20 protein-coding genes are annotated in these 12,573 nt (G+C 37.2%); 12 read left to right on the top strand and 8 right to left on the bottom strand.

The genetic code is table 11. The features are described from left to right. Positions 1-8 precede the first annotated feature (8 nt). The 6 genes from napG to CVS97_RS03125 are packed head-to-tail and all read left to right on the top strand — an operon-like array spanning position 9 to position 3,816. A complete protein-coding gene (gene napG / locus CVS97_RS03150) occupies positions 9-767 on the top strand; it encodes a ferredoxin-type protein NapG (RefSeq protein ID WP_107709516.1) in 759 nt (252 codons plus the stop codon). Further along, complete coding sequence (gene napH, locus CVS97_RS03145; RefSeq protein WP_107785033.1) at positions 764-1,555, top strand: quinol dehydrogenase ferredoxin subunit NapH; 792 nt, start codon at positions 764-766, stop codon at positions 1,553-1,555. The genes napG and napH overlap by 4 nt, the downstream gene beginning before the upstream one ends. Continuing rightward, a complete protein-coding gene (locus tag CVS97_RS03140) occupies positions 1,552-2,079 on the top strand; it encodes a nitrate reductase cytochrome c-type subunit (protein ID WP_084108411.1) in 528 nt (175 codons plus the stop codon). The genes napH and CVS97_RS03140 overlap by 4 nt, the downstream gene beginning before the upstream one ends. Further along, positions 2,079-2,546, top strand: a complete 468-nt coding sequence (locus CVS97_RS03135) for a 4Fe-4S ferredoxin (protein ID WP_107785032.1) — start codon at positions 2,079-2,081, stop codon at positions 2,544-2,546. The genes CVS97_RS03140 and CVS97_RS03135 overlap by 1 nt, the downstream gene beginning before the upstream one ends. Next, positions 2,543-3,478, top strand: a complete 936-nt coding sequence (locus CVS97_RS03130; protein WP_107785031.1) for a WD40 repeat domain-containing protein — start codon at positions 2,543-2,545, stop codon at positions 3,476-3,478. Before CVS97_RS03135 ends, CVS97_RS03130 begins: the two co-directional genes overlap by 4 nt. Next, on the top strand, positions 3,475-3,816 hold the full coding sequence (locus CVS97_RS03125) for a chaperone NapD (protein WP_087576818.1): 342 nt from the start codon (positions 3,475-3,477) through the stop codon (positions 3,814-3,816). Before CVS97_RS03130 ends, CVS97_RS03125 begins: the two co-directional genes overlap by 4 nt. Positions 3,817-4,112: 296 nt before the next feature. On the opposite strand, the gene CVS97_RS03120 is transcribed toward CVS97_RS03125, so the two are convergent. The 3 genes from CVS97_RS03120 to CVS97_RS03110 form a co-directional block, all read right to left on the bottom strand. Further along, positions 4,113-4,655 carry an SCO family protein gene (locus CVS97_RS03120; protein WP_054196383.1) on the bottom strand — a complete coding sequence of 181 codons (543 nt, stop codon included), beginning with the start codon at positions 4,653-4,655 and terminating at the stop codon, positions 4,113-4,115. 9 nt (positions 4,656-4,664) lie between these two features. Next, positions 4,665-5,060, bottom strand: coding sequence for a hypothetical protein (locus tag CVS97_RS03115; protein WP_199906000.1), 396 nt, complete (start codon positions 5,058-5,060; stop codon positions 4,665-4,667). Between the two features lie 71 nt (positions 5,061-5,131). Next, positions 5,132-5,554, bottom strand: a complete 423-nt coding sequence (locus CVS97_RS03110) for a copper chaperone PCu(A)C (RefSeq protein WP_107785029.1) — start codon at positions 5,552-5,554, stop codon at positions 5,132-5,134. A 137-nt stretch (positions 5,555-5,691) separates the two neighbouring features. Between CVS97_RS03110 and CVS97_RS03105 the strand changes: the two genes are divergently transcribed. The 5 genes from CVS97_RS03105 to CVS97_RS03085 are packed head-to-tail and all read left to right on the top strand — an operon-like array spanning position 5,692 to position 8,738. Continuing rightward, entirely contained in the window at positions 5,692-6,657 is a 966-nt protein-coding gene (locus tag CVS97_RS03105; protein WP_021090919.1) for a L,D-transpeptidase family protein, read from the top strand. Between the two features lie 2 nt (positions 6,658-6,659). Further along, a complete protein-coding gene (gene cmeU / locus CVS97_RS03100; protein ID WP_021091016.1) occupies positions 6,660-6,899 on the top strand; it encodes a CmeU family protein in 240 nt (79 codons plus the stop codon). Further along, complete coding sequence (locus CVS97_RS03095; protein WP_107785028.1) at positions 6,892-7,905, top strand: alanine racemase; 1,014 nt, start codon at positions 6,892-6,894, stop codon at positions 7,903-7,905. Before cmeU ends, CVS97_RS03095 begins: the two co-directional genes overlap by 8 nt. Positions 7,906-7,914: 9 nt before the next feature. Continuing rightward, the gene (locus CVS97_RS03090) at positions 7,915-8,346 is read left to right on the top strand and encodes a peptide deformylase (RefSeq protein ID WP_107785027.1); all 432 of its coding nucleotides are present in this window, start codon (positions 7,915-7,917) and stop codon (positions 8,344-8,346) included. A 50-nt stretch (positions 8,347-8,396) separates the two neighbouring features. Next, a complete protein-coding gene (locus CVS97_RS03085; RefSeq protein ID WP_199905999.1) occupies positions 8,397-8,738 on the top strand; it encodes a hypothetical protein in 342 nt (113 codons plus the stop codon). A gap of 234 nt (positions 8,739-8,972) precedes the next feature. Here the strand turns inward: CVS97_RS03085 and htpX are convergent, their stop codons facing one another. From htpX to ribA, 5 genes are read right to left on the bottom strand one after another with little or no spacing between them, the layout of a single operon-like run. Then, positions 8,973-9,842 carry a zinc metalloprotease HtpX gene (gene htpX, locus CVS97_RS03080; protein WP_107785026.1) on the bottom strand — a complete coding sequence of 290 codons (870 nt, stop codon included), beginning with the start codon at positions 9,840-9,842 and terminating at the stop codon, positions 8,973-8,975. Between the two features lie 8 nt (positions 9,843-9,850). Continuing rightward, positions 9,851-10,216, bottom strand: coding sequence for a hypothetical protein (locus CVS97_RS03075; RefSeq protein ID WP_107785025.1), 366 nt, complete (start codon positions 10,214-10,216; stop codon positions 9,851-9,853). Next, on the bottom strand, positions 10,213-10,407 hold the full coding sequence (locus CVS97_RS03070) for a hypothetical protein (protein WP_107785024.1): 195 nt from the start codon (positions 10,405-10,407) through the stop codon (positions 10,213-10,215). Before CVS97_RS03070 ends, CVS97_RS03075 begins: the two co-directional genes overlap by 4 nt. Then, positions 10,404-10,970 (bottom strand): 16S rRNA (guanine(527)-N(7))-methyltransferase RsmG, encoded by a 567-nt coding sequence (rsmG, locus tag CVS97_RS03065; protein ID WP_107785023.1) that lies wholly within the window; start codon positions 10,968-10,970, stop codon positions 10,404-10,406. Before rsmG ends, CVS97_RS03070 begins: the two co-directional genes overlap by 4 nt. Then, the gene (gene ribA, locus CVS97_RS03060) at positions 10,970-11,533 is read right to left on the bottom strand and encodes a GTP cyclohydrolase II (protein WP_103620789.1); all 564 of its coding nucleotides are present in this window, start codon (positions 11,531-11,533) and stop codon (positions 10,970-10,972) included. Before ribA ends, rsmG begins: the two co-directional genes overlap by 1 nt. Before the next feature lie 68 nt (positions 11,534-11,601). On the opposite strand from ribA, the gene hemB reads away from it, so the two are divergent. Next, complete coding sequence (hemB, locus tag CVS97_RS03055) at positions 11,602-12,573, top strand: porphobilinogen synthase (protein WP_107785022.1); 972 nt, start codon at positions 11,602-11,604, stop codon at positions 12,571-12,573.

The following is a 12,573-nucleotide window of genomic DNA, read 5'->3' as shown; positions in this document are numbered from 1 at the left end:
TGAGCGATATGGGATTTTCAAGTAGGCGAGAGGCTTTAAAATTTGGAGCAAAAGTAGCGCTTTTAGCTCTTGGCGGAGGCTTTGTTTGGTCGCTTAGTGCCAAAGCCTCGCCACTTATGCTTCTTAGGCCTCCTGGTGCAAAAGAAGAGAAGCAATTTTTACAAAGCTGCATTAGGTGTGGGCTTTGCGTAGAGGCTTGTCCATTTGATACGCTAAAGCTCTCATCGCTAGAAGATGGCATAAGCATTGGAACGCCTTATTTTGAGCCTAGAAAAATTCCTTGCTATATGTGTGAAAATATCCCTTGTGTGCCAGCCTGTCCGACTGGAGCTTTGGACGTAAATTTAGTAAGCACAAAAGGCAAGCTTGACATAAATAAGGCCAAAATGGGTGTTGCGGTGGTTGATATGAAAAACTGCGTGGCATACTGGGGAATACAGTGCGATGCTTGCTATAGATCCTGTCCGCTCATAGATAAGGCCTTGTATCTTGAGTATCGCCGCAACGAAAGGACGCAAAAGCATGCCTTTTTACTTCCAGTGGTCGATAGCGACATCTGCACCGGATGTGGCCTATGCGAGCGAGCCTGTATCACTAAAAAAGCAGCCATTACCGTGCTAAACCGCGATGCGGTGCTTGGCAAAGTAGGCGATAACTACGTCAAAGGCTGGATAAAAGAAGATGAAAGACGCATAGATGATGCGGACAGCAAAATAAAGCTTGACATTAAAAAAGCGACTGATTATCTAAATGGTGGTGAGCTATGAAATTTTTAATCTTAAGACGAATAACTCAAATTTCTATCCTAGCACTATTTATCCTAGGAAATTTTTATGGAGTTAAGATACTTAGCGGAAATTTAAGCTCATCTTTGCTTTTTGGAAAAATTCCACTAAGCGATCCATTTGCTTTGGTTCAAATTTTACTTGCAAGCTTTAGTGCCGGCATAAATGCAATTATTGGAGCTGGCATTATCTTTGCATTTTACGCACTAGTTGCTCCAAGAGCGTTTTGTTCGTGGATATGCCCGATAAATTTGCTAACTGATATCGCTTTTAAACTAAGAGAGAAATTTGGCTTTAAGGGCGAAAAAGTCTTAAATGTGAGTAAAAATTTACGTTATTACTTGCTGGCTCTTGCTCTTATATTAAGCCTTGCTTTATCTTATCCAGTATTTGAGAGCGTTAACTATATTGGCATTATTCAGCGTGGCATTATTTACGGCTCAGCTAGTGCTTTAGGCATAGCGGTTGCGATCATTGCTTTTGATATGTTTGTGTTAAAGCGTGGTATTTGCTCGCACGTTTGTCCGCTTGGTGCCTTTTATGCCATCATCTCAAAATTTGCCCTAATTAGAGTAAAACATGATGCCCAGGCTTGCACAAAATGTATGAAATGTAAGCTTATTTGTCCAGAGATGCAAGTGCTTGACATGATCGGTAAAGAGAGCCGCTCGGTTAGCTCAAGCGAGTGCATAAGCTGTGGCAGGTGTATTGATGTTTGTGGAGACGGGGCATTGAAATTTAGTATTAGAAATTTAAGGAGAGAAAAATGAAAATAAAAATAATGATGCTTGGAGGATTGTGTGCTGCGTTTTTTGCGGCATGTACTTTTAATAATCCAAGTATTAGTGATTCGCAAATCGGCTTTAGAAATATCGATTTGCTAGACGATAAAGACGTTGTATTAAAAGATGTGAACTACACAAAAGAGCCAGCTGGTATGTCAAAGAAATTTGATAGGTCTTTTGAAAATGCACCGCCATTTATCCCACACGATACTGAGGGTTTAGTACCTATCACAAAGGATATGAATATGTGCGTAACCTGCCATATGCCTGAGTTTGCAAAAGATAGTGGAGCAACACCGATACCATCATCTCATCTTTATGACATCAGAAATAAAAAAGATCTTGCAGGCAAGCTTGATGATGAAAGATATAACTGCACAACATGCCACGTTGAGCAACAAACTGGCTTAACTCAGCTAGTCGGTAATAAATTTAAGCCTGATTTTAGAGATAAAAACGGCACTCATAAGTCAAACTTGCTAGATGTTTTAAACGATGGTGTTAAATAATGCAAAGCAGGCGAGAGCTTTTTAGTAAAATTTTGGGGGCAAAATCTGCTCCCAAATTTATAACTCCGCCATTTTTTAGCGGTGAGTTTGACTGCGGTGGATGCGATGCTAGCTGCGTAAATGCTTGTGAAAAAGAGCTTCTTAGCTTTGAAAATGAAAGGGTAGTTTTTAAAGTTAAAAAGCTGGGCTGTGACTTTTGCGAAGAGTGCGTAAGAGCTTGTGAGAGTCTTGGTAAAAAGACATTAAGCTTAAACTCACCAAAGAGTATAAATGCAAAAGTTAGCATCGATGTTTCTAGCTGTCTAGCGTGGAATGATACGATCTGCTACAACTGCCTTGATGCTTGCAAATTTAAAGCAGTCGAATTTCTTGGCGTTTTTCGTCCTATTGTTAATCAAAACTGCGTAAGTTGCGGCGAGTGCTTTGATGTTTGCTTTAAAAATTCACTTCAAATGGAGGCCTTATGAGAGCTTTGTTTTTTATTTTTTGTCTATTAAATTTTATCTTTGCAAGCGAGATCACTACGCCATACAAGCAAATAGAGGCTAGTGCAAATGTGCTAAGCACAACGCTAATAAATGGCAAACTCTTTATCGCGACTGATGGAGGGACGGTTGAAATTTATGATCCTAAAGAAGATAAATTTGAAGAGATCATCAAAATGGATGATATAAAAACCTACGTTAGCGATCATGAAAGACCAAAAATTTTAAACGTTGATGAGTTAAATGGCAAGATACTCATCCTAAGTGAGGGTGACTATGCTACAAAGGTGCTTTATATAAGAGAAAATGGACAGATGAAAAGCATAAAAATACCAAATCAAGCAATAAAAAAGGCATTATTTTTAGATAATGAGCATGTTGTGCTTGCTTCAATTAGCAATGAAATTTACTTTTTAAACCTAAAAAGTAGCGAAATTTATGATAGCTTTAAAATTTCAATCGCAATGCTCTCAGATATGGAGATAAGCGAAGATAGAAGCACGCTAGCTATCGCTTGCGAGAGTGGGAAGGTCTACTTTTATAACATAAAAGCTAAAAAAATGGATCAAATTTTAGACATTCATACAGATAATATCTACGACATCTCATATAAAAATGGAGTCATGATCAGCGGAGGCACCGACAGGATAGTGGGGATATTTTCAGCTGGAAGCCTAAAAAAGATAAATACCGGCTTTTTGGTCTATGGTGTCGGCCTTAGCGATGATGGTAGAGTGGCGGCTTATATGAGTGATGAGATGAGCGATGTAAATTTAGTTGATAGCAAAAGCTTAGAAAATATCGCAATGCTAAAAACTGGACAAAGTACGATAAATAGCATAGTTTTTATAAGCGATAATGAAGTCGTAACTTCAGCCTATGAGAATAAAATTTTGTTTTGGAGAATTAAATGAATATTTCAAGTTTAATAGTTTATACGGACAATAAAAATGAAAGTGTAAAAAATGAGATAAAAAAGCTAAAAGAGTGTGAAATAATAACTGACGCAGACGATAGAATCGTAGTGGTAGTTAGCTCAGATAGTATTGAAGATGAGATAAAAAATTTTAAAAATATAGAAGCTATCAGTGGAGTAGTGAGTGTTGCGATGGTTTATAGCTATCAAGAAGATGCCGAAGAAAATAGGAAAAAGCTAGAAGAAAATGGCAAGATAAGTGAAATTTTAACAAGTGATGAGGTAAAGGCTGAGGATATTACTTATGGCGGCAGCGTGCATCATAGAGTGAAATAGCAAAACCAAATTTCTGGCTTTTGCATTATGATTAAAATTTATAGTGCAAAAGCCCACCTTTTGTATAGATCTTCTTAATAAATTTGTTGCTAGTACTGCTCTCACTTAATCAACTTTGTTTGGCTTGTAGATTAAATTTATGTTCAAGGGTTAATAGATTTTGGGTGAAAAAATCACTCAGCGAGCATTAAAATCAAAAACATAACAAGTGAATTAATTTTAGTTTAGAAGATCTTGAGATGATATTTGCATAAAGAATTTTAGTAGGTCAGTTTTGGCTTACTAAATTTTCTAGCCTAAGGTCTATCTTTGATCAAATTTAATAAATTTTCTCCAATGTTTTCATTTGTTAGATTTGAAATTTCTTTATAAAAATTTCCTTTTTTGTCTATTAAGTATATTGAAGAGCTGTGGGCAACAGAGTAGCCCATGGCTGAGTTTTCAAGACGGACTTTTTGAAATTTTACACCATAGGTTTTTGCCACTTCTTTTAAGGCGTTTAGTTTTAATCCATCAGCATCTTTATAGAAATTTTTTGCCATTAGAGTTAAATTTTCAGGAGTATCGCGTTCAGGATCAAGTGTAATAAAAAGTAACTCAAAGTCATCTCTTTTTAGTTTATTTAGCTCATCGCCAATCAAAGAGAGCGCAGTAGGGCAGACATCGGGGCAAAAAAGATAACCAAAATATATAACTTTGTACTTTCCGTCGTAATTTTTAAGACTTACTTCACCATTTTGTGAAAGTGCCTTAAAATCATACTTGTTTGGCTTTATTAGCAAAAGTGCAACACCTATACAAATTAAGATTATTATTAAGCCCCAAAATGCCTTTTTCATCGTTACCCTCTATAATTTTAGATCAAGATCTACAAAAAAACCAGTTTCTTTTTCGTCATCAAGCACTTTAAATCGATATCTCATAAGCTCGACAACACAAGCACTTAGCACTACTTGGGCAGTTAAGTTATCGCCTCTTGGCTCAAGTCTTGCTTTGATCGATCCCATATTCATATTTATGCCGTCTATTTCAAGACTTGGATTTTTTAGCCCTAAATTTTTACCATTAATGATTTTAAAGCTAAAAGGTCTCATAGCATAAATAGGTCTTGGCGAGATGTCTATTTTTAGCTTTACGCCTTTAAATTCCATCTCACAAGATTTATTGTTTAGATCACATTTTAAAGGATCTAGCGATGTGTTTAGATCAGCAAATTCAGGTGGATCTTCCTTACTTGTTGTCATAAGCTTATAGCCTATCGAAAAAGCACCTAGAACAATAAAGATAAATGAAAAAATAATTATGATTTTTTTCATTATTTAAAGTTTTTAGTTACTCCGATATTATCAAGCTTTATGCTCTCGCCATTGCTAAATTTTAGCTCTAAATCAACTTTATCACCATCTTTTAATGGTTTATTTAGATCCATAAGCATAATGTGTAAACCGCCAGGAGCTAGTTTTGTTTCACCTTTTTTTGGTATCACTGCATCTTCAATCTGAACCATAGCCATCATACCATCATTCATTTTGTGTGTATGAATTTCTGTACTTTTGCAAACGCTTGAATGAGCGCCAATAAGCTTTACATCAGAATTTGAAGTATTTTTTATATCCATAAAAATTGCACTATTGTTTGTGCCAGGTTTTGTATCTCTAGCTCTAACATTTTCTAGGCTGATATCAGCCGCCATAAGAGCAGAAGCTGCAAGCATCGCACCAAAAACGATTTTTTTCATATTTTTCCTTTGTGATAAAATTAATAATGGTTTTCACATTATACACTTAGGATTACTTAATTTACCTTTAAAACCTAAAAATATAAATTTTTTAGGATATAATGACGGACTAAATTTTACTTTTTGGGATATTTCACTTGAAAAAAATTATATTTTTCTTCATCGCGTTATCGCCTTGTCTTTTTGCCCAAAATTACGAAGAAATTTACTTAAAAAATGGCTCAGCTGCTGTCATTGATGCCATCGAAAAAAATATTTTAAGTAAGGATTACTGGCTAAAAAAGCTTGAAGGCAAGGATGTAAGATATGGATATTATGACAACGAGATACTTCTAAGTGTAGTTGATAAAACTAAAAAAAAGCTTGAAGTGATCTCTTATAATGGCGGCATTACAAAAAAGCTTTTTAGCTCAAGTGTTATAGTTGGCAAAAATGGTGATAAGCTTCTTGAAGGCGATCTAAAAACACCGGTTGGAGTGTATCAGCTTACACGTAGATTTACGCCAAATGATAGATATCTTGGCCCACTTGCATTTTCGCTTTCATACCCAAATTTGCTTGATAAGCTTGCAAAGCGAAATGGTGGTGGCATTTGGATACATGGCTACCCGCTTGATGGTCAAAGGACAGACGAGCTAAAAACAAAAGGCTGCGTGGCTATGCAAAATGATACTTTGATGAAATTTGATGATGTAGTGGATCACAAAAAAACACTTGCATTTATCTACGAAGATAAGCGTCCAGAAGCTAGTGCAAAAGATATTGCAGTGATCATTTCTGGGCTTTTGGGCTGGAAAAAGACATGGAGCGAGAGCGACATTGAAAACTATCTTAAATTTTATGATAAAAACTTTGAGCGATACGATGGTATGAGCTTGGAAAAATTTAAAAGTATGAAGCGGGCTATTTTTTCTAAAAAAGAGAAAAAACGCATTAGTTTTTCAAATTTTCTCATAACGCCTTATCCAAATCTTAAAAATGATAGGCTTTTTCGTGTGAGTTTTTATGAGGATTATGTTTCAGATACACATAAATTTGCTGGGCAAAAGACGCTTTATGTGAAGCTTTATAACGATGATATGAAAATTTTTATAGAGGAGTAAAAGTGGAAAAATCTCAAGAAGTAAAAGAAAAAATCGAAAAAATTTTAGAGGCAAGAGCTGCTTTTTTTGCTGAGCTTGACCGCCAAGTTCCAAAGAAAGATGGTACTGATGTTTTTGATTTTAGCAAAGTAAAAGAGGCTGATCTGAAAGAAATTTACGCTAAATTTTATGCATTTGACTACAACGTAAGAAAACTTTTACCGGATGTTTATACTGCTTTTAATGTGAATTTTAATGTCTGAAATACGCCTAAATAAAGCTTCATATATCCATAACCTCACTCAAATTTGTGCTAAAGCTGGTGGCAAAGAGAAAGTAATAGTTGTATTAAAAGACAATGCTTATGGCCATGGCGCAAGGCTTATTGCAAATGAAGCTAAAAAATTTGGCATAGAAATTTGTGCTGTAAAAAGTGAGTTTGAGGCAAATGAAATTTCTGACATATTTGAAAATATTCTCATTCTCTCACATATCCCAACCGGAAATGAAAGTAGTAAATTTATCTACTCGATAAACGACATAGAGGCACTTTTAAAGATAAAAGATGGCTCAAAAATCAATCTTGCAATCGACACTGGTATGCATAGAAATGGGCTTGATATTAGCGAGCTTGATTACGCCTTTGAAATTTTAACAAGAAGGAATTTAGAGCTTCTTGGAGCTTATACTCATTTTCGCGCAAGTGATGAGCTAAATGCTGATTATTTTGTGCAAAGGGAAAATTTTAGGGCTGCAAAAGAGAAAATTTTAGCTCTTTGCGATGAGTTTGGTATAAAAAAACCGATCTTTCACTCTCACAACTCAGCTGCGCTTGAAAGAGCAAGTAAAATCGATGATGATATGGTGCGCGTTGGTATCGCTCAGTATGGATACGCTCAGTTTGGTGATAGTTTGGACTTAAAGCCAGTACTTTCGCTATGGGCAAGAAGAGTTAGTAGGCGTATTTTAAAAAATGGTCAAGGTGTTGGATATGGTGCTAAATTTAGCGCAAAAGAAGATATAAATGTAGCCACTTATGATCTTGGATATGGCGATGGATTGCTAAGATACAATGGATGTGGCGAGCTAAGACTTGCCAATAACGAGCCAATACTGGGCAAAATTTCAATGGATAGCTTTAGTTGTAAAGATAGCGGCGAGTGGGTCTGTGTCTTTGAGGATGCAAATGTTTGGGCGAAATTTTTTGATACGATAAGTTATGATATTTTAGTAAAGCTCTCGCCAAACATCACTAGGAAATTTATATAAAGGAAATATGTGAAAAAGATCGTTTTATTAGCTCTTGCTAGCCTTGCTTTTGGTGTGCAAGAGAGTGAGTTTAAGATTTATGAGCAGATACTAAATCAGCTTGACACTAAGCAGATCCCAGCTTTTGTCGTCCAAACCGCAAAGCCAAATTTACCAAGCAGAGTCGATGAGATGATCACGCTAAAAGATGTGAGTAGTAGCGGGCTAAACATACACGGTGAGTTTGTTTTAAACGAGACCAAGGCAAAGAAGATAAAAGGCTACAACAAAGCTCAAATTTTAGCTTTAAAAGATGAGTTTTATAAAAATGGAAAAGATGCGCTTTGTAACTCAGGCATGGCTAGAGCTGTGCTAAATCGTGGCATCACGCTAAGTGGTAGTTACGGCTTTGAGGGTAGGCATTTTTTTGATATAAATTTGGATAAAAGTAGTTGCGAGTAGTCATTTTTTTACTGTTTTTTTACTCGCTTGCCCTGGCTCTTACGCCAGATATGGCAGCGAAAAATCATGCAACTTACTACAAAAAAAAGCTTCCATTTATCTGTACGCCAACACTTACGCTTAACGACATCCTAAATGTCGGCGATACGCTCATTTATAGATATGCCATCAAATACGCAAGAAAACAAGAGATCAAAAGACTTGAGGAAAAAGAGCTTTTAGAATTTATCGAAGCTATCAAAAAGGAAAATTTACGAACTGCTTGCAAGGATAAAGAGATCTTAAATATGCTAAGCATCGGTGTCACCTTGGATGAGCTTTTCTATTCAGAAAATGGTGAGCTTATTTTTGAGTACACTATAGAAGATCGCGACTGCAAGAAATTGCAGTGAAACCTGGGGCTAAATTTCAGTTTTTGGTTGTAAATTTAATCCTTTACAATTTTAAAATTCTATTTACTTACAAGAATCGACTACTGATTTTAGGCCTCGAAAAGTTTGCCACTAAAATCAGAGCCGAAATTACTCGCTCATGAAATTTAAAATTTTTGTAAATTTATAAATTTAAGGCCAAAAAAGATAGTAGAAAGAAGAAATTTAGCCCAAATTTTACTAAGGACTAAATTTTTATATGCCTCTTTTTATCTCTTGTTCAAGTTTTTCAAGCTCAGCAATCCTATCGCTAGTGCTTGGATGCGTTCTAAAAAGTACGCCAAGCTTGTTAGTTAGCGAGCCAAATGGATTTACGATAAACATATGAGCACTTTGTTCGCTTGCGTTTTGCATAACGTAAGAATTTGAGTAGCTCTCAAGCTTTCTTAGAGCACTTGCAAGCCACTCTGGGTGTCCTGTTAGATAGGCTGCGCCTTTGTCCGCCTTGTACTCGCGCTCCCTTGAGATCGCCATTTGGATGATTGTGGCAGCTATTGGCATGAGTATAGCAAGTGCTAGCATAACGATGGCATTACCGCCACCTCTTCTTGAACCGCTGCTTTGCCCAGCAATATCACCAATCTTAGCAAAATTTGCAAGCATTGCGATAGCGCCAGCTAGTATGGCAGCGATTGAGCCAGTTAGGATGTCGTAATGCCTTACGTGGCTTAGCTCGTGAGCTAGCACACCCTCGATCTCGTTTTCATTTAAAATTTTTAAAAGCCCCTCGGTTACTGCAACGGCTGCATGGCTTGGGTTTCTGCCCGTGGCAAAGGCATTTGGTACCTCTTCTGGTATGATGTAAATTTTTGGCATAGGCAAATTTGCCTTTTGTGTGAGACGAGATACGATCTCATAAAGCCCGTGAGCGTTACTCTCATCGACTGGGATAGCGTTATATCTTTTAAGCACCAGAGTATCACTAAAAAAATATGAAAAGATATTTGTGCCAGCCGCTATCAAAAAGGCGATCATCATACCCTGCTCACCGCCAATATATCCGCCAACAGCGATAAAAATCAGCATTAAAGTAACCATTAAAAAAGCGGTTTTGAAAATTTCCATTTTTGTCCTTATTCTTTTATAGCGTTTGGCAAGATTGCGGCATCGATGTTAAATTTTGCAAGCTGTGCTAGCTCGCTTTCATCTTTTATCAAAACAGCTATAAGCGCGTCAAATAGATAACTCTCAGCTATCTTTGCTAGATCTTTTGCAATGTCAATATCTGCGATAATAAATTTTGCTCCAGCCGCGTTTGCAACGATAGCTTCGTTTAGATCATTTGCGATGATGCTAAAGCTTGCTCCAGCTTCTAACGCCCTTTTTATCAAATTTCTATCAAATTTAAAGAGATTTTGCCTGCCGTTTGAAATTTCATCTTCACTTTTGCAAAGATATAATGGCTCAAATTTGATCAGCTCATCACCCAAAATTTTCATCCCTCACCCTTTATGCACTCTTTACAGATGTATTTTCCGTCTCGCAGCACCATTTGATCGATGTCGCTAAAGACACCGCATTTGCTGCACTCTTCGAAGTTACTGGTGCTTATTTTGTCGCTATTTTTTCTATTTTTAAAAAATATGATGTAAATCGCAACCAAAATCGCTACAAAAAGCAAGTATTTCAATGTTTTTCTCCATGTTTTTTGAAATTAAAATATATGTAGTTTCTATTTTTTTCATTATAAATTTGCGCGTCTATGCCTGAAATTTCATCCATAACGCTTGAGCCCTTGTAGATGAGAAATTTAGTATTTTCATCGTAAAATCCCTCGCAAATTTTTATGAGCTCTTTTGTCTTGCTAAGCGCCCTTGAGGTGATGAGATCAGCTATAAATTTATCTGCAAGCTCGATCTTTTGGCTATGAACTTCTAAATTTTGCAAGCCAAGCTCGATCTTAGCATAGCTTAGAAATGATGACTTTTTGGCTATTGGCTCAAAAAGATGCCACTTCGTTTGAGACATCGCAAGGGCTAAAAATATCGCTGGAAAGCCAGCCCCACTACCAACATCGATCGCCGTTTTGGCACTTAGGTCAAAAATCTCAAGCGGCTTTATGCTATCAAGCACCTGTTCGCTTATATCTTTATAGTTGCTTAGGCTATGAACCTTGTTAAATTTAGTAAAAATTTGAGCGTAAATTTTTATTTTTTCGTCAAAATCAGCTGGCAGAGAAAGCTCATTTTTCATTACAAAATATGCCCCATTTGCTCTTTTTTTACTTTCAAGTAGCCTTCGTTGAATTTATTTGGCTTGATGACGATAGGCACGCGTTTTACGATCTTTACTGAGCTTAGTCCGTGAAGTTTTAATGGGTTATTTGTGAGTAAATTTACCTCTTTTATGCCGTAATGATTTAGGATAAAATCAACCACTTCGTATGTCCTCTCATCGGCCTTAAAACCTAGCTGGTGATTGGCTTCTATCGTGTCAAAGCCCTTGTCTTGGAGGCTATAAGCGTTTATTTTGTTTAAAAGCCCGATATTTCTGCCCTCTTGACGCAGGTAGATGACCATGCCACCATTTTCTTCGATATATTTTAGGCTCGCTTCAAGCTGGTCGCGGCAGTCGCACTTTAGGCTTCCGATCGCATCGCCAGTTAGGCATTCGGAGTGAATTCTAAGATTTATCACTTCGCTTAAAGGCTCTTTGTAGATCACAAGGTGCTCTTTTGCCCCTTCTTTGAAGGCTTGAACCTTATAAGTGCCAAATCTTGAAGGTAGATTTGCGGCGTTTGAAATTTCTATTTTCATTTTAAATTTACTCCAACTGTGCTAAACTAGCTAAAAATCACGCATTTTAACAAAGAAAAGGCAAAAATATGTTTAAACGTTTTAGAAGATTAAGAATAAATCCAGCCCTAAGAGACATGGTAAGAGAGACTAGCCTTAGCGTAAATGACTTCATCTATCCGCTCTTTGTAGTCGAGGGCAAAGGCGTTAAAAACGAGATCGCTTCGATGCCAGGCGTCTATCAAATGAGTATCGATGAAATTTTAAAAGAGTGCGAAGAGATAGTAAATTTAGGCATAAAATCGATCATTTTATTTGGCATACCAAGCCTAAAAGATAGCGTTGGTAGCGACGCACTAAGCAATGACGGCATCATAGCAACTGCGCTTAGAGCGATAAAAGATAAATTCCCAAATTTGGTAGTCGTCACTGATCTTTGCTTTTGCGAATACACAGACCACGGCCACTGCGGCATAATCGACCATGTACACAACACCATCGACAACGACGCAACGCTTGAAATTTCAGCTAAACAAGCTTTGATACACGCTCAAAATGGCGCCGACATGATCGCACCAAGCGGTATGATGGATGGCATAATTGCAACACTAAGAGAGGCGCTTGATAGCAACGGCTTTGAGAATTTACCAGTGATGGCGTACTCGACTAAATTTGCCTCAGCCTACTACGGACCATTTCGTGACGTGGCGCAAAGCGCTCCAAGCTTTGGCGATAGAAAGAGCTATCAAATGGACAGCGCAAACCGCTTGGAAGCCATAAATGAGAGCTTGCAGGATGAGGCGCAAGGCGCTGATATCTTGATGGTAAAGCCAGCGCTTGCCTATCTTGACATCGTTAGAGAGCTTAGAAATTTAACACTTCTGCCACTTTGCGTCTATAACGTAAGTGGCGAGTACGCACTACTAAAAGCTGGCGCAAAAGCTGGTATCATCGACTACGAGCGCGTCATGATGGAGACATTAATCGGCTTTAAAAGAGCAGGGGCAAATTTGATCATCACCTATCATGCAAAAGAAGCGGCTAAAATTTTAAAGGGCTAA

The sequence above is a fragment of the Campylobacter concisus genome (genome assembly GCF_003049735.1).
In the GTDB taxonomy this organism is placed as follows: domain Bacteria; phylum Campylobacterota; class Campylobacteria; order Campylobacterales; family Campylobacteraceae; genus Campylobacter_A; species Campylobacter_A concisus_AN.
This window is presented reverse-complemented; position numbering and strand designations above follow the sequence as displayed.